Here is a 14,910-nt window from a genome sequence, read left to right on the forward strand (position 1 = left end):
GTAAAAAATAAACTTCGGTTACAACTATACCTTTACCCCTGTTATTTGACAAGCAAACGAAGGATTCACAGGGCTTTTGGCGCAAAAAAAGAGAGGAACCAGTCCTCCCTCCTAATTAAGCGTGTTGTGCAATCAAACGTTGTGCGACTGCTTGTACGCGTGTTAGACCTTCTGCAATAATTGCTTCTGCTTGTTGCGGGTTGGCATTGTGTCCTTCGATGATCACGTTCTCGATGATTTCCATACCGAAGACGCCGTTAAAGACGTTTTGCATATAGTTATACGACATTTCCATCGGTGCCATCTCAGGTGCAGAATATAGACCACCGCGTGCGTTCAATAGAATGACTTTCTTCTCTGGCATCAATTGAACAAGATTGCCGGTTGCATCATATTTGAATGTAAATCCTGCAGAGTAGACATAATCAATAAATGTTTGAAGTGCTGCTGGAATCGTTAAGTTCCATAGTGGGAAAGCAAATACTAATACGTCTGCTTCTGACACAGCATCCATTGCTTTTTGCTTTGCAGCTAAAATACGACGCTCAACATCTGACAGCTCTTCTTCATTTTGCATCTTTCCAAATGCGTTGAACAGGTCCTGACCGAAGTACGGCATATCCTCTTCAAATACATCGAATACACGGACGTTCATCTCGTTAGTATCTTTAATCGACTCCATGAACGTGTTATACATTTTAGTTGAAATCCCGTCTGGGCGATTGTTAGCTTTTACAAGTAATACGTTTGTCATACAAGTTCCTCCTAGGTTACAAAAAATAATCACAAAAGCCATCCTACCATGCGTGTAGTTCGAGTTCAAGATATTCGCTCACCGGAAACGAGGATTTGCTATACTGAAGAAAACTCTTGAAGGAGTGCTTGGATGAAGACTCTATTTATTGCCGGTCACGCGCGACTACCTGCTGGGATGGCTGCGCAAAACCTATACGAAACATTAACGATTACTGCAGAAATCGATTCGAAATATAGCGTAATCGTAGCAGCTTCCTGTACTCTCGCCACGCAACACGGGCAAGATTTCGTTCATCATTTGCTACGGGGTCACAGTTTGCGAGACGGTATTGACGAGCCTCTTCGCGCTATCCAGACGCTGTATCTCGGGAAAGCTGGAAGCGCCCTGCAGTCTGCTTTGAAAGATCTTTACAAGCATTATGAACAGTTTCAAACGAAATTGTCAGAGTAGTTCGTTTTTTCATTTACAATCCGGCACGCGTCCGGTAAAGTGAAAGTAATGAGCGCCGAGTCACTCGCCAGTGACCATTCACGCTCTACGGAACACAAACCAATTACAATCTGCCGAATCTGACACCATTCATTCCCGAATGTTTCCTCAGATCATCCGCCAGTCTAGAGAACCTGTACGAGGTTTTTTGGACTGGCTTTTTTTATGGCAAGAAAGGAGTGTCTATGCAAGGAGCTTTATCAAATCTTCGCATCCTTGATTTAAGTCGTGTTCTCGCGGGTCCATACTGCACCATGATTTTCGGCGATCTAGGTGCGGAAGTCATCAAAGTGGAAGCACCAGGTGGATCTGATGAGACGCGGCACTGGGGTCCTCCGTTTCAGAACGGGGTCAGTGCCTATTACTTGAGTGCCAATCGTAACAAGGAAAGTATCACACTCGACCTTCGAACGACCGAAGACCAGGAACAGTTCAAAAAACTTGTCGCAACAAGTGACGTCGTCGTGCATAACTTTAAAACGGGTACGATGGAAAAGTTCGGCCTCGACTACGATACACTGACGACGCTCAACCCAAGACTTGTATACTGCAGTATCACTGGATTTGGTGAGACAGGGCCTCTAAAAGACCTACCTGGCTATGATTTTATCTTGCAAGGGATGAGCGGCTTGATGCAGATCACCGGTACGGAAGAATCTGGACCGCAAAAGATGGGTGTCGCGATTGTCGATATACTCACAGGACTGTATGCGTGCATCGGGATTCAAGCAGCACTCCTCGAACGCTCGACTTCCGGCCGTGGGCAACGGCTTGATCTGTCACTCTATGATTGTGCTGTCAGTAGTCTCGTCAATATCGGTAGCAGTTATTTGATGACAGGAGTTGAGCCAAAACGACGAGGCAATACGCATGCCCAAATTGCGCCTTATCAAACGTTCGACACAAAGGACGGCTCAGTCATCGTTGCAGTGGGCACAAACGCACAATTCATAGCTCTTTGTTCACTTGTAAACTGGTCGCCCCCTGAAGAATTTGAAACAAATGCCGGACGGGTAGAAAATCGAGATACTCTCACTGCTGTTCTTTCTTTGTACATGAAAGAGCGAACGACGGCTGCATGGGTCGATGCACTGCGAGAAGTAGGCATTCCCTGCGGCCCAGTTCAGACATTCGAACAACTGACGAACGATCCACAACTTCACGCACGGGACATGTGGATCACTCAACAGCACAAACGAGCTGGAACAATCCAGCAAATTGGTAGTCCACTCAAATTGTCGCGCACCCCTGTCACCTACCGTCTTGCTCCACCCGAACCAGGCGACCACCAAACTAAATGGATTTAAAGGAGAGAAAACGGATGAACTTTCATTTTTCAGAAGAACAAAAAATGCTTCGCAAAACTGTACGGGATTTTGTAGATAAAGAAATCATTCCCCATATTCGTGATTGGGACCGCCAAGGGAAATTCGATCCTGCCATCATTCAGCGCCTTTCTGACCTGGGCTTGATGGGGGTTTGTATTCCTGAACAATACGGCGGAAGTGGAATGGATTACAACTCACTTGCAATCGTGTGTGAGGAGTTGGAGCGCGGCGACACAGCGTTCCGTACGGCTGTCTCTGTGCACACTGGCCTCAACAGTATGACAATTCTTCAATGGGGAACGGAAGAGCAAAAGCAAAAATATCTTGTACCACAAGCAAAAGGTGAAAAAATTGGAGCATTCGGTTTGACAGAGCCTGCTGCAGGTTCTGACGTAGCGGCACTTGAAACAACAGCAAAACTTGACGGGGATCATTATATTTTAAATGGACAAAAAGCGTGGATCTCGCTCTGCGATATCGCAGACAATTTCCTCATTTTCGCTTACACAGGAAATAAAGAAGACAAACATAAAGCCATTTCAGCATTTATCGTAGAACGCACGTGGGAAGGTTTCTCGTCGCAAGCGGTGAAAGGAAAGCTTGGCATTCGCGCAGGAAATACTGGAGAGTTGTTCTTTGAAGATGTGAAAGTACCGAAAGAGAACTTGCTCGGCAAAGAAGGCGAAGGGTTTAAAATCGCAATGGCTGCACTCGACAACGGCCGCTTTACAGTGGCTGCTGGAGCAGTCGGACTGATCCAAGCCTGCTTAGAAGCCAGTGTTGACTATTGCCACACACGTGAGACGTTCGGTAAACCAATCGGTCGTCACCAGCTCGTCCAGCAGATGCTTGCGAACATGGAAGCAGGTTATCAAATGAGTCGTTTACTTGTATACCGTGCGGGTCAATTGAAAAACGAAGGTAAGCGCAATACACGTGAAACATCTCTTGCAAAGTGGCAAGCCTGTGATTTTGCGAATAAAGCAGCAGATGATGCTGTACAAATTTTCGGTGCAAACGGCTACTCGGATGAATACCCAGTAGAGCGCTTCTTGCGGAATTCAAAGGCACCTGTAATTTATGAAGGTACACGCGAAATCCACACGTTGATGCAAGCAGACTATGTACTCGGCTATCGGGAAGATAAGACACTTTCACAGCTGTTACCTGCTTGGGAAGGTCAAGAATAATCGAAGAGTACACAAAAACCCGCGATGCTTAGTCGCGGGTTTTATAGTTTTTCAGGCTTTCTTCGTGTACTTCTTCACAGCCGGCAAAATCTCGCTTCCAATCAACTCGATGTTGCGCTCGAGATCTTCAAACGGCACACCCCCGAAGTCCATCTGTGCAATATAGCGCTGGTGTCCAAACAACTCGTGCTGATACAAAATCTTCTCTATCACCTGTTGCGGGCTTCCGACATTTAACACGTCTTTTGGGTCCTGTGCACTCTGTTCAAATGCAAATTTCGGATACCCGCGTCCATTGCTCTTCATCATACCTTTATCTACATACGTATGATACGTATCTATCGCTTCTTGAGACGTAGGAGCAGTAAAGAACATGCCTGCTGTTGCAATTGGTAATTCGTCTGGATTGTGGCCAGCTTGGCGAGCAGACTGTCTGTACGCTTCAACAGAATATTGGAAGTTTACAGCTTGTCCCCCTAGCATCGCAAGCATCATCGGTACTCCAGCAGCGCCTGCTTTCACTGCACTGGCAGGAGGTCCTCCGACAGCACGCCAGATTGGTAACTTACCATCAACAGGTCGTGGTAACACTTCCGCATCACGGAGTGGCGCACGAAAATCGCCGTCCCACGTGATCCGCTCTTTGTCATTGATTTGCAAAAGCAGATCAAACTTCTCTTCATACAATTCTTCGTAATAGCGAATATCATACCCGAGCAACTCAAATAAGCCAATACGTGAGGCACGACCTGCCACGATTTCGGCGCGTCCTCCTGAAATCAAATCAATCGTTGCAAAATTTTCATAGACGCGGACGGGATCAGACGTGCTGACAATCGTTGACGAGCTACCAATCTTCATCGTGTTTGTCGCTTGAGCGATTGCTGCGAGCACAACTGCATGTGCTTGTGTTGCAAAGTATTCCTGATGACTTTCCCCGACACTGAAAAAATCCATTCCCGCTTGTTCGGCCAATTGCGCCAATCGGATGATTTCGTCGATGCGCTGTTTTGCGGAGATTCGGTCTCCTGTGTGCGGATTTGGCATGTGGTCACCTAGTGTATAAAGGCCAAACTCAAGGCCGTTGTCTCGTTGAATTCGATACTGTTCCATAAACTCTTCTTCCTCTCTTCGGGTTTCCTGCTTCTCAGTATACGCAGTTCACGAGTCGTCAGAAAGCACAAACACTTCGAATTCGAGATTTTCAGACTTATGACGGAAATTCTGCTACACTAAAACAGGAAAGGGGCGTCTACTTTGAAAATTTTTCAATACCTTGCAATGTTTCTAGCTGGAACATTATTTCTATACATTTATGCACAAGTCATGCCGCGAGAGGGCCCTGTCTGGTCAGTTCTCTATTTTGTGATTGGGATACCTGCCCTTATCTTTTTGATTTACGGAATCCAAAGCCTATTCAAACGCGCAGCAGGCAATTAAAAAAACCGTTTCCTTGTAGGAATTACCCTACACAGGAAACGGTTTTTATTTGACTCTCTTCTGGGGAGAACCCAAGCAACAAATCAGACTTCTTCGTTTTTGTGTACAGTTGGTTCAGTACACCCGCCCAAACTAGTTGATGCCAATCATACGCGTAATCCCAGGACTCATCGTCTCCGAAGCCTCTGTGGAACAATTTCACACACGTCGTACCATCTAAATTTTGCTTAAAGCGCAGATTCACTGTTGTTTGGGGGACCGGAGCATTCATCAGCTCTGCAAATTGACTTGGCCCCTTCCAAGTAAAGGTAAGATCTTTTTGAGGTGTCATGTGAACAATATGACACCCTTCCGTGTTCTTATTTTGGAGGTTACTAGGCACAAAGAATAATTCATATTGCCCACCTATTTTGGGTTCGATACGTGCAATCGGTGCGAACCACTTTTCTACTTCTGACGCAACCGTCCAGAGCTCCCAAACACGCTCAAGCGGTGCTGGAACAGAAAGTTGATGATGAATCACACGTGTCATGACTCCACCTCCTCATAATTGGTTATTTCCTAGTATATACCAGAAACGACCATTTCCACAATAGGGAATATGAGGGAATCTATAGTTTTACTTTTGAACCGTATGATAAATGGATTCGAAGTCTTTCCGACTCATAATAACGGGAACTGGATAGAGAGGATTTGCCTCTTTGTACGCTTTTTTTGCCATCGCTTTTATATCCTTTTCCTCAATCCCGTCAATTTTTTGTGGGATATCCATCTGCTCATTCATCTTTTCAATTGCATTGATAAACATTACAGCCTTCTCATGAACAGACTGCCCCGGCTGCGCTACTCCTGCAAAGTCCGCCAAATCAGCTAGTCGCTCTTCAGCTGCCTCACCATAAAACTTCAACAGAATCGGCAATAACACCGCGTTCGCCAAACCATGCGGAACGTTATAATAACCACCTAGCGTATGCGCCACTGCATGAACATTTCCAACATATGCTCGCGTAAAAGCAAGACCCGCGAGATAGGAAGCCTTTTGCATAGCACGACGAGCTTCCATATTATGACCGTCTGTATACGCGATCGGCAACCACTTGAAAATCAATTCCACCGCTTCCTTGCTATAGGCTTCTGTTTCCGGTGTATTGCTTTGGCCTATATATGCTTCTACTGCGTGGGTCAACGCATCCATGCCAGTCGTTGCAGTCAAAGCAGCTGGTAATCCCACAGTCAGCTCTGGATCTAGTACGGCGACGTCCGGAATCAATACCGTATCATTTACCGCATATTTCTCTTTTGATTCAGGATTGGAAATAACTGCAGCGACTGTCCCTTCACTTCCTGTACCAGCAGTTGTAGGGATGGCCATTAAAAATGGAGTCTTCTTACGCACTTTCAACTGTCCCCTCATATCTGGAATCAATTTATTTGGCTGAGCAACACGTGCCGCTACACCTTTTGCACAGTCAATCACAGATCCACCACCAAATGCCACGATTGCTTGACAGTTTTGGTCTTGGAAGAGAGCAAAGGCTTGCTCGATATTGGTGATAGTTGGGTTGGGAACAGTTTGATCATATAGGATGGCTTCTATGTGAAGCTCTGCCGCTTTTTCTATAAATGGCATATACAAACCCAAATTCGACATCGCTTGATCTGTCACTAATAGGAAGCGCGTGATGTTGCGGTGCTTTAACTCGTCCACACCTGTCACAACACTTCCTTCTCCTGCAACAAGTAAAGGCGTGCGCCATGGCACTAGTTTTGAAACGCCTCGGTACGCAGCTTGGTAGGTGCGGGCATACAATTTATTCATAGTAGTTCCTCCCATCTTTCACATTCTCTCCGTGCCTATTTCGCCATGTAATCGGCAAGTTCCTGCTTTTGACTTTCCCCGCTACATAGCGTATGATAAGTCATGCGATGAGCTGCTCTGTGTAAGTCGGACAGACACTCCTTCGGGAACACGTTGTGGAGCGTGGTCTGGCCCGCCTCAGATGAGAGACTAGCATAGGCTAGTCCCACCCCTTTCCTTTCATGGAAAGGGGTTTTTTCTATACAACTTGAAAGGAACGATATCTATGATTCGAAAAGCAACTCCTCAATACGCACCCCATCTAGCTCCTCTTTTATACGATGCCATTCATGAAATCGCCTATACTCTAACGGGTGCATCTTCAACTGCAGAGGCCCTTCCGCTTCTTGACTATTGGATCGCCCAACCTGCAAATCGACTAAGCTATCAAAACATTTGGGTCGAAGAACGTGACAGTTTACCCATCGGCTTGATTTTACTCTATGTGGGCGAGCAGGCTGAAGAACTGGACCACCCCTTACAACAAGCACTGCGCCAACAAAGAAAATCGGATTCATTTGATATAGAGACAGAAGGAAACGTGCTGTATATCGACACAGTTTCGGTTCGTTCTGATTATGGCGGACAAGGAATCGGTACAAACCTCTTACAAGTGGCGTTTGACGAAGCCAAGCGAAGAGAGGTTGAGGCTGTGACGCTCAATGTAGATTTGACGAATGTTCGTGCTCGCAAGCTGTATGAACGTCTCGGGTTTAAAGAACTGTCGATTCGCACAATTTCTCATGCTGAGTTTGCATATATGGGGAAGAATGTGCTTTAAATTCATACAAAAAGCCCACTCGACATGTGCGAGTGGGCAGTGTTTTACGCTTCAATACATGATTTAATTTTTTCGGGATGATCGATTTTGCCATCATGGACAGACACCTGATGCAATTCATTGCCATCCATGAACTTGAAAATACCATTGTTAAAATCCGTACCTACTTCTTTAAAGAAGATTCCTTCAAGCTGACACTCTTTGCGTTGTGTGAAACTCAGCACATACGAGTCGCCTTCTTTGATCAAGTAGCAACGAACACCTCGCTCAAACAATTCATCTTCAGAAGCACGGATTGTTCGTGCAACAGACACGACATGCAAATCTACAAAAGGTAGTTCGCGCAATAAAGAATTGATGAAAGACCCTTTTGTAATTTCTTCCCAACGACTTTTTGCGGTTTGGCCGATAATGATTTGCGTCACATCAAAATGATTCGCCACTTCGGCAATCACTTTCGCTGCAGGACGCTTCTCATCATCACGAATTACAAACTCTTCAGCACCGACTTCTTTTGTCAGCTCTTTCCATCTATCTATATAAGCCGTTTTGTCGGCATCAAACTCATCAAAAGGCAGAGGATCTACAGTCAAAATATATAAGGGACATCCCAACATACTTGACAGTTGATGACCGCGACGAATTAAACGCTCCCCGTTCGGACCATAAAACACACATACCAAAATACGTTCATCCATTTTCCCTCGGATTGCTCCCATTTCTGCAAACCTCCAATAATTCTTGTACTTCCAATTTAAACCTCAAAAGTATATAACACTTTCCTCTACTGTGCAACATTCCTTATCATTTTACAAGCTATCTGCTAGCGGGTAGTATTATATATGAAGAATTCCGTGTTTTTTTTAGGAGGATTTTTGCCCATGCTCTTTTTTTACATAGTGCTCCCTCTCTTTGTGGCAGTTGGGATTACACTCATTTCATCAAAAATCAGGAGGGACTTGATCGGCTGGGTCGCATTTAGTGTCCCGGTGATTTTATTCGCTCTATTTGCGCGTCATATTCCATCGATTGCTTCATCGGAATCAATTCAGACGACATTTTCTTGGATTCCTACTTACGGCATCGACCTCACGTTTATCTTAGACGGTTTAAGTCTCATCTTTGTACTACTCATCACAGGTGTTGGCGCCCTCGTCATTTTATATTCCATCTTTTATCTGTCTCCTACAGATTCGTTCACTCATTTCTATACATACTTGTTGCTCTTCATGACCGCAATGCTTGGTGTCGTATTGTCTGACAGCATCATCGTTCTGTATGTATTTTGGGAACTCACAAGTATTTCCTCCTTCTTATTGATCGCTTTCTGGTTCCACCGCAAAAATTCACGAAACGGGGCAATCAAATCTTTATTAATTACAATGACTGGCGGATTTGCTATGCTTGCCGGTTTCTTGATGTTGCATGTGATGACGGGGTCATTTAGTGTTCGAACAATCCTCACTGAGCTCCCACAACTGACAGAACACGCTCTGTTCTACCCGGCAATGGCACTCGTTTTACTTGGAGCCTTTACGAAATCTGCGCAATTCCCCTTCCACATTTGGCTTCCGGATGCGATGGAAGCACCGACTCCTGTTAGTGCATATTTGCACTCTGCAACAATGGTCAAAGCAGGAATCTATTTGATTGCCCGCTTTACTCCAGGATTTGGTGGGGACGTCTATTGGTTTTGGGTGATCACTGCAGTCGGACTTGTCACGCTCTTCTGGGGTTCATTCAATGCCGTTCGTCAAAATGATTTAAAAGCATTACTCGCCTTCTCGACCATCAGCCAGCTTGGTCTCATCATGACTTTATTGGGAATAGGTTCCGCTGCCGCAAATGGTGCAGGTGAAGCAAAAGCACTTTATACATTCGCACTTTTCACTGCTCTTTTCCATTTAGTGAATCACTCGACATTTAAAGGGGCACTGTTCATGGTCGTCGGAATTGTCGATCACCAGGTCGGCACTCGAGACTTACGTCGCCTCGGTGGCTTGATGCGCTTCTTACCTATCACATTTGGACTTGCGATCATTGGAAGTTTTGCGATGGCAGGCTTGCCTATGTTCAACGGGTTCTTGAGCAAAGAGATGTTCTTAACGGCTGTGTTATCTGTCAGTGAACTGCCAATTCCAGGTGGTGCACAGATTGGCTGGTTCATCGTCTTAGTAGCTTGGGCCGCCAGCCTGTTTACATTTGTTTATAGTATGATTTTGGTGTTCCGCACGTTTACAGGTCGTCCAATTATTGACGAAGACTATAAAATTCCGCGAGAAGCATCTATCGGCATGTTGATTCCGCCAAGTATTCTAGCGACATTGGTGATTGGTCTATTCTTTTTCCCGTCTGTTCTAAGTGATTACTTGCTAAAGCCTGCCATTGATGTGTTAGTCGACGGTGGCTCTGCCCTCGCACCTGACATTTACGCTTGGCACGGGTTTAATACTGAACTATTCTTAACACTAGCTATTGTTGGTTTTGGGAGTCTTGCTTACTTCTTACTAAAGAAATGGCGCCCTTACTATCAATACATCCCTTCTGAGTGGTCATTTAACACACTATTCCGAAACACACTGTCAGGTTATGAACGTCTTGGAGAGCGTGTAACTACTCGTTATATGAATGGGAACTTACCCTCATATTTTCTTTATATCTTTAGCTTTTTTATTGTCGCTGTAGGAGTTACTTGGTTTGTGGTCGGTCCAATTGCCGTCACATTCGATAGCCCATCCTCCATCACTATATATGAAGGGTTACTTGCTGTGATCATGGCTGCTGCCGCTGTAGCAATTCTCTTTGCACAATCTCGATTAACTGCCATCTTGCTCAATGGCGTTCTTGGGTTTTCAATTGCTATTTTCTTCGTGTTCTTCCGGGCGCCAGACTTAGCGCTTACTCAGCTGGTCATTGAAGCCGTCACGACTGTGTTGTTTCTCGTCTGTTTCAATTACTTGCCTGAGTGGAAAGTGGAAAAGCTTTCGGTCACGAAAAAAGTGCGCAACGGTCTCATTGCAATTTTGGGAGGCCTCACGGTGACCATTGTTGGTTTAGCCGTAAACAATTATTCAAAATTTGAAAGCATCTCCAGCTATTATGAAGATTCGTATGAACTTGCTGGAGGACGCAATATCGTCAATGCGATTCTTGGCGATTTCCGAGCATTCGATACGATGCTGGAAGGGCTCGTTCTCTTCATTGCAGGAATCGGTGTATTTACACTGATTCGTATGCGCCAAAAGAAAGGAGCGGAACCACGTGAAAATCAATGATGTGATTTTGAAAACGGTCGTCAAAGGCGTCGTATTGATCATCTTGACGCTCAGTATCTACTTGTTCCTTTCTGGTCACCACACGCCTGGTGGTGGCTTCATCGGCGGACTCGTCATGGCCTCTGCATTCGTTCTTCTGTTTTTGACGTATGACGTCGAGACAGTCAGTGAAGGGATTCCAATTTCCTTTAAAAAAATGTCCGCTGTCGGCGTTTTAATTTCCGTCAGTAGTGCTACATTCCCTATTTTTATCGGGCAGCCTTTCTTGAGCCAAAGTTTTGGCTATTTCGATCTACCCATCTTCGGCGTGACAGAGCTTGCCACTGTTACAATCTTTGAGGCTGGAATTGCACTAACTGTTGTTGGTGTAGTTGTAAACATTATCTTAAGTATTAGTGAGGGGTCGAATAAATGGAAAGCATAATTATTGTACTTGTCGGCATTTTGACCTCTGTCGCTATTTATCTAGTACTAAGTAAAAGTCTTATTCGTATCATCCTAGGAACGGCCATCCTTTCTCACGCTGTCCACTTATTGATTCTTACAATGGGCGGTCTTAAATCAGGTACCGTTCCACTTCTCGGAGAAAATGCTGAACGCTATATCGATGCGTTGCCACAAGCACTAATTTTGACGGCTATTGTTATTAGTTTTGCTGTTACAGCATTTGTCCTAGTGCTCGCTTACCGGGTTTACCAAGAATACGGGACAGATCGAATGGATGAGTTAAGGGGGTCCAATGATGAGCAATAGCTTAGTGCTCTTTATGGTGATTCCTATCATCGTCGGAATCATCTTGATTTTCTTCCGTGAAAGCCCAAAACTACAAAGTTGGTTTAGTATCGGTGTATTGACTGGATTGTTTGGTTTAGGTATATACATTTTGCACTACGTCACGAACATTGGAATTCTTCGTCTTGATTTTGGTGGCTGGGAACCCCCTTTTGGAATTCTATTTGTCGCGGACACTTTCTCACTGTTACTTAGTTTGACAACTCTTTTGGTAACAATTATTTGTCTACTTTATGTAGCGCTATCTCCGCGTGACCGAATGATTAATTATTACTTCTACCCACTCGTCTTATTTTTGAATGCAGGAATCATTGGCTCATACATGACAGGTGACATTTTCAATTTATTTGTTTGCTTTGAAGTCATGCTTCTCTCTTCTTACGTACTAATCACACTTGGAGGAAATCGCATTCAATTAAGAGAAGCCATGAAGTATGTCACAATCAACATTGTGTCTTCGTGGTTCTTCCTAGTTGGAATTGCGTTTTTATATGGTTCTGTCGGGACCTTGAACTTTGCACAAATCGCAGAGCGTGTTGCCGAGACAGGAGGCGATCCGCTGTTAACAGTGATCAGCATTGTCTTTTTAACAGTATTCAGCTTAAAAGCCGGTTTACTTCTGTACGTTTGGCTACCAGGCTCGTATAGTTCTACACCGACTGTAACTTCTGCTCTATTCGGTGCACTTTTAACAAAAGTAGGCGTCTATGCATTGTTTCGCGTCTTTACTCTCATCTTCCACGAAGGGGATGTCGTGCCAACGTTTATTGCTGTCATGGCAGGGCTCACATTAATTGGAGGAAGCCTTGGAGCAGTCGCTTATACAGATATTCGAAAGATTGCTGCGTACAACGTGGTCATCGCTGTCGGATTTATGCTTGCTGGACTTGCTATCGGTAACACACTCGCTATTGAAGGAACCATTTATTACATCATTCATGATATGTTTGCGAAAGCTCTGTTGTTCTTGCTCATTGGAACGATGATCTTCTTGACCAATAAAGTACATATCCACGAGATGAGTGGATTATTGAAAAACTACCCTGTCCTTGGCTGGTCATTTTTCATTGTTATTTTATCACTTGCTGGAATTCCCCCTTTCAGTGGATTTATGGGGAAAATTCTCGTGATGGAAGGGGCTCTCGAGAATGGGTCCTACATTCTTCTATTCTTAGCTGTTGCTTCAAGTTTAGCTGTTTTGTATTCTCTGTTACGCATTTTCACACAATGTTTCTGGGGAGAAACCATCATCGGTTCTGATGAACAACGCCCACTACCGGCTATGCGTTTACTGCCTATCCTTGTGTTAGCTGGTATTACACTGGCCCTTGGTCTCGGTGTTGAAGTCCTTGCACCTTATGTGCAAACGGCCGCTACCCTGCTAGACCCTTCTATCTATATAGAGGCTGTATTAGGAGGAAACGAATGATTTTAGAAAGGTGTGACGTCAGTTGCCCGCTCAATTTATATCAAACTTACTAATTGCCGTCTTGTGGACCTTTTTAATGGATGAAGATGCGTTCTACTTCCCAACCTTTTTGACTGGCTATATATTCGGGGCTATCATTGTATTCTTTATGCACCGTTTCTTTGGAAGTAAGTTCTATTTGTTGCGAGTGTATGCACTTATCAAACTTATTTTCATCTTCATTTCTGAATTGTTCCAATCCAGCATCATTGTATTGAAACAAATTTTGAGTCCAACACTAAAGATCAAGCCTGGAATTTTCACTTACGACCACAATATGCAAGGAGATTATGAACTGACAGCGTTAGCCCTATTGTTAACGCTAACTCCCGGCTCTGTTGTGATGGAAGTTTCACCAGATGGGAAAACGTTTTTCATTCATGCAATGGATATGGAAGTCTCACGAGACGCTGTCCTAAAATCCATTCAAACTTTTGAAAAGGCGATTATGGAGGTGACGCGCGCATGATGATTCTGTTGAGCATTTCACTCATTCTTTTCACGTGCGCCATCTTCATTGCACTCTATCGCATTATCGTCGGGCCATCTATGCCGGACCGTGTTGTAGCTCTTGATATGATTGGTGTTAACCTCGTGTCACTAGTCGCGGTATTTTCCATCGTGCTTCACACGCATGCGTACCTTGAAGTTATTCTGATTGTAGGAATTCTAGCCTTCATCAGTACGGTAGGTCTTGCACGATTTGTAGAGAGAGGAGAGATTGTTGAGCATGAGCACGATGATTGAGTGGATTAGTGTCATTTTAATTTTTATTGGGAGCATTATGGCTGTAATCAGCGCCTTCGGAATTCTTCGGTTACCCGATGTCTATACGCGCTCACATGCCGCTACAAAAAGCTCAACTCTCGCAGTTCTTTTGTCTCTACTCGGTGCATTTATCTTTTTTTGGGTAGATGAAGGGTTTATTAGTATACGTTTACTTCTTGGTATTATCTTTGTCTTCATCACGGCACCTGTAGCCGGTCATATTATCACGCGTGCAGCTTACCGTTCGAAGGTGAAGTTAGCGGATGCATCTGCAGAAGATGCACTCAAACCATTTCTTGAAAAGACTTCAAAAGAAGACTAAACAAAACCACTTCCTCATGTACAGGAAGTGGTTTTTTGACGACATAGTCAGTCCAGCAAAGTGACATCGATGATATCTTCAAGCGAATAAGCGGTTGTATCGAATGGATCTTCCACATACAAAAGACGTCGCGTCGCATCGACACGCTTGATCTTTCCGCCTCGAATGTGAAATTCCCCATCCCGCCAATACTTGAGTTTGATGTCTGCATTTTGTGCAAGGGCAAGGCCTATCGACTCTTCTAGTTGGCGCAGGTCCCATTCATCGAGTACAGGCCTTTCCACCTTGCCATCGTTTGCGATGTACTCACGAATCATCGCCACATGCTCTGGTAACATCATCGCCGTCCATTTGATCTTTCCCCGATCGCGAATTCGGGAAGGGTCGGGTCTTTCCATCCTCGTCACCTCCTCCAGCATTCACAATCAGTATAGAACAAACG

Annotated in this window: 18 protein-coding genes; 12 read left to right on the top strand and 6 right to left on the bottom strand. The window is 44.7% G+C overall.

Annotation, left to right across the window (positions count from 1 at the left end; all coding sequences use genetic code 11):
* Window positions 1–115: 115 nt before the first annotated feature.
* Complete coding sequence (locus ACF3OH_RS12370; protein ID WP_204589459.1) at window positions 116–754, bottom strand: FMN-dependent NADH-azoreductase; 639 nt, start codon at window positions 752–754, stop codon at window positions 116–118.
* 132 nt (window positions 755–886) lie between these two features.
* On the opposite strand from ACF3OH_RS12370, the gene ACF3OH_RS12375 reads away from it, so the two are divergent.
* The 3 genes from ACF3OH_RS12375 (at window position 887) to ACF3OH_RS12385 (ending at window position 3,764) form a co-directional block, all read left to right on the top strand.
* On the top strand, window positions 887–1,207 hold the full coding sequence (locus tag ACF3OH_RS12375) for a DUF3870 domain-containing protein (protein ID WP_392454896.1): 321 nt from the start codon (window positions 887–889) through the stop codon (window positions 1,205–1,207).
* A 224-nt stretch (window positions 1,208–1,431) separates the two neighbouring features.
* The gene (locus ACF3OH_RS12380) at window positions 1,432–2,553 is read left to right on the top strand and encodes a CaiB/BaiF CoA transferase family protein (protein ID WP_392454898.1); all 1,122 of its coding nucleotides are present in this window, start codon (window positions 1,432–1,434) and stop codon (window positions 2,551–2,553) included.
* A gap of 14 nt (window positions 2,554–2,567) precedes the next feature.
* Complete coding sequence (locus ACF3OH_RS12385) at window positions 2,568–3,764, top strand: acyl-CoA dehydrogenase family protein (protein ID WP_392454899.1); 1,197 nt, start codon at window positions 2,568–2,570, stop codon at window positions 3,762–3,764.
* 51 nt (window positions 3,765–3,815) lie between these two features.
* Here the strand turns inward: ACF3OH_RS12385 and ACF3OH_RS12390 are convergent, their stop codons facing one another.
* Complete coding sequence (locus tag ACF3OH_RS12390; protein WP_204589455.1) at window positions 3,816–4,877, bottom strand: LLM class flavin-dependent oxidoreductase; 1,062 nt, start codon at window positions 4,875–4,877, stop codon at window positions 3,816–3,818.
* A gap of 144 nt (window positions 4,878–5,021) precedes the next feature.
* Between ACF3OH_RS12390 and ACF3OH_RS12395 the strand changes: the two genes are divergently transcribed.
* A complete protein-coding gene (locus ACF3OH_RS12395; protein WP_392454900.1) occupies window positions 5,022–5,204 on the top strand; it encodes a hypothetical protein in 183 nt (60 codons plus the stop codon).
* A gap of 22 nt (window positions 5,205–5,226) precedes the next feature.
* Here ACF3OH_RS12395 and ACF3OH_RS12400 read toward each other — a convergent pair whose 3' ends face one another.
* Complete coding sequence (locus ACF3OH_RS12400) at window positions 5,227–5,736, bottom strand: SRPBCC domain-containing protein (RefSeq protein ID WP_392454901.1); 510 nt, start codon at window positions 5,734–5,736, stop codon at window positions 5,227–5,229.
* An 87-nt stretch (window positions 5,737–5,823) separates the two neighbouring features.
* Entirely contained in the window at window positions 5,824–7,023 is a 1,200-nt protein-coding gene (locus ACF3OH_RS12405) for an iron-containing alcohol dehydrogenase (RefSeq protein ID WP_392454903.1), read from the bottom strand.
* A 265-nt stretch (window positions 7,024–7,288) separates the two neighbouring features.
* Here ACF3OH_RS12405 and ACF3OH_RS12410 point away from each other — a divergent pair, with 265 nt between their 5' ends.
* Window positions 7,289–7,843: a GNAT family N-acetyltransferase gene (locus ACF3OH_RS12410; RefSeq protein ID WP_392454904.1), complete on the top strand. Its 555-nt coding sequence runs from the start codon at window positions 7,289–7,291 to the stop codon at window positions 7,841–7,843.
* Window positions 7,844–7,887: 44 nt separating this feature from the next.
* Here ACF3OH_RS12410 and ACF3OH_RS12415 read toward each other — a convergent pair whose 3' ends face one another.
* Window positions 7,888–8,562 (bottom strand): universal stress protein, encoded by a 675-nt coding sequence (locus ACF3OH_RS12415; protein ID WP_204589450.1) that lies wholly within the window; start codon window positions 8,560–8,562, stop codon window positions 7,888–7,890.
* A 162-nt stretch (window positions 8,563–8,724) separates the two neighbouring features.
* On the opposite strand from ACF3OH_RS12415, the gene ACF3OH_RS12420 reads away from it, so the two are divergent.
* From ACF3OH_RS12420 to ACF3OH_RS12450, 7 genes are read left to right on the top strand one after another with little or no spacing between them, the layout of a single operon-like run.
* The gene (locus tag ACF3OH_RS12420) at window positions 8,725–11,118 is read left to right on the top strand and encodes a Na+/H+ antiporter subunit A (protein WP_392454905.1); all 2,394 of its coding nucleotides are present in this window, start codon (window positions 8,725–8,727) and stop codon (window positions 11,116–11,118) included.
* Window positions 11,105–11,542, top strand: a complete 438-nt coding sequence (locus ACF3OH_RS12425) for a Na(+)/H(+) antiporter subunit B (protein WP_392454906.1) — start codon at window positions 11,105–11,107, stop codon at window positions 11,540–11,542. The genes ACF3OH_RS12420 and ACF3OH_RS12425 overlap by 14 nt, the downstream gene beginning before the upstream one ends.
* The gene (locus ACF3OH_RS12430; RefSeq protein ID WP_392454907.1) at window positions 11,530–11,871 is read left to right on the top strand and encodes a Na(+)/H(+) antiporter subunit C; all 342 of its coding nucleotides are present in this window, start codon (window positions 11,530–11,532) and stop codon (window positions 11,869–11,871) included. Before ACF3OH_RS12425 ends, ACF3OH_RS12430 begins: the two co-directional genes overlap by 13 nt.
* Window positions 11,861–13,339 (top strand): Na+/H+ antiporter subunit D, encoded by a 1,479-nt coding sequence (locus tag ACF3OH_RS12435; RefSeq protein ID WP_392454908.1) that lies wholly within the window; start codon window positions 11,861–11,863, stop codon window positions 13,337–13,339. The genes ACF3OH_RS12430 and ACF3OH_RS12435 overlap by 11 nt, the downstream gene beginning before the upstream one ends.
* Before the next feature lie 22 nt (window positions 13,340–13,361).
* Window positions 13,362–13,847, top strand: coding sequence for a Na+/H+ antiporter subunit E (locus ACF3OH_RS12440; protein WP_204589445.1), 486 nt, complete (start codon window positions 13,362–13,364; stop codon window positions 13,845–13,847).
* A complete protein-coding gene (locus ACF3OH_RS12445; RefSeq protein WP_392454909.1) occupies window positions 13,844–14,125 on the top strand; it encodes a Na(+)/H(+) antiporter subunit F1 in 282 nt (93 codons plus the stop codon). The genes ACF3OH_RS12440 and ACF3OH_RS12445 overlap by 4 nt, the downstream gene beginning before the upstream one ends.
* Window positions 14,118–14,468 carry a Na+/H+ antiporter subunit G gene (locus tag ACF3OH_RS12450; RefSeq protein WP_392456777.1) on the top strand — a complete coding sequence of 117 codons (351 nt, stop codon included), beginning with the start codon at window positions 14,118–14,120 and terminating at the stop codon, window positions 14,466–14,468. Before ACF3OH_RS12445 ends, ACF3OH_RS12450 begins: the two co-directional genes overlap by 8 nt.
* A gap of 47 nt (window positions 14,469–14,515) precedes the next feature.
* Here ACF3OH_RS12450 and ACF3OH_RS12455 read toward each other — a convergent pair whose 3' ends face one another.
* Window positions 14,516–14,866 carry a YolD-like family protein gene (locus tag ACF3OH_RS12455; protein WP_392454911.1) on the bottom strand — a complete coding sequence of 117 codons (351 nt, stop codon included), beginning with the start codon at window positions 14,864–14,866 and terminating at the stop codon, window positions 14,516–14,518.
* Between the last annotated feature and the right edge of the window lie 44 nt (window positions 14,867–14,910).

It is taken from the genome of Chryseomicrobium aureum (assembly GCF_043182735.1).
Taxonomy (GTDB): domain Bacteria; phylum Bacillota; class Bacilli; order Bacillales_A; family Planococcaceae; genus Chryseomicrobium; species Chryseomicrobium aureum.

Excerpts from the sequence above, each read along its gene's own strand:
- ACF3OH_RS12370 (WP_204589459.1), bottom strand. The coding sequence starts at position 754 with ATGACAAACGTATTACTTGTAAAAGCTAACAATCGCCCAGACGGGATT.
- ACF3OH_RS12375 (WP_392454896.1), top strand. The coding sequence starts at position 887 with ATGAAGACTCTATTTATTGCCGGTCACGCGCGACTACCTGCTGGGATG.
- ACF3OH_RS12380 (WP_392454898.1), top strand. The coding sequence starts at position 1,432 with ATGCAAGGAGCTTTATCAAATCTTCGCATCCTTGATTTAAGTCGTGTT.
- ACF3OH_RS12385 (WP_392454899.1), top strand. The coding sequence starts at position 2,568 with ATGAACTTTCATTTTTCAGAAGAACAAAAAATGCTTCGCAAAACTGTA.
- ACF3OH_RS12390 (WP_204589455.1), bottom strand. The coding sequence starts at position 4,877 with ATGGAACAGTATCGAATTCAACGAGACAACGGCCTTGAGTTTGGCCTT.
- ACF3OH_RS12400 (WP_392454901.1), bottom strand. The coding sequence starts at position 5,736 with ATGACACGTGTGATTCATCATCAACTTTCTGTTCCAGCACCGCTTGAG.
- ACF3OH_RS12405 (WP_392454903.1), bottom strand. The coding sequence starts at position 7,023 with ATGAATAAATTGTATGCCCGCACCTACCAAGCTGCGTACCGAGGCGTT.
- ACF3OH_RS12410 (WP_392454904.1), top strand. The coding sequence starts at position 7,289 with ATGATTCGAAAAGCAACTCCTCAATACGCACCCCATCTAGCTCCTCTT.
- ACF3OH_RS12415 (WP_204589450.1), bottom strand. The coding sequence starts at position 8,562 with ATGGGAGCAATCCGAGGGAAAATGGATGAACGTATTTTGGTATGTGTG.
- ACF3OH_RS12420 (WP_392454905.1), top strand. The coding sequence starts at position 8,725 with ATGCTCTTTTTTTACATAGTGCTCCCTCTCTTTGTGGCAGTTGGGATT.
- ACF3OH_RS12430 (WP_392454907.1), top strand. The coding sequence starts at position 11,530 with ATGGAAAGCATAATTATTGTACTTGTCGGCATTTTGACCTCTGTCGCT.
- ACF3OH_RS12435 (WP_392454908.1), top strand. The coding sequence starts at position 11,861 with ATGAGCAATAGCTTAGTGCTCTTTATGGTGATTCCTATCATCGTCGGA.
- ACF3OH_RS12445 (WP_392454909.1), top strand. The coding sequence starts at position 13,844 with ATGATGATTCTGTTGAGCATTTCACTCATTCTTTTCACGTGCGCCATC.
- ACF3OH_RS12450 (WP_392456777.1), top strand. The coding sequence starts at position 14,118 with ATGATTGAGTGGATTAGTGTCATTTTAATTTTTATTGGGAGCATTATG.
- ACF3OH_RS12455 (WP_392454911.1), bottom strand. The coding sequence starts at position 14,866 with ATGGAAAGACCCGACCCTTCCCGAATTCGCGATCGGGGAAAGATCAAA.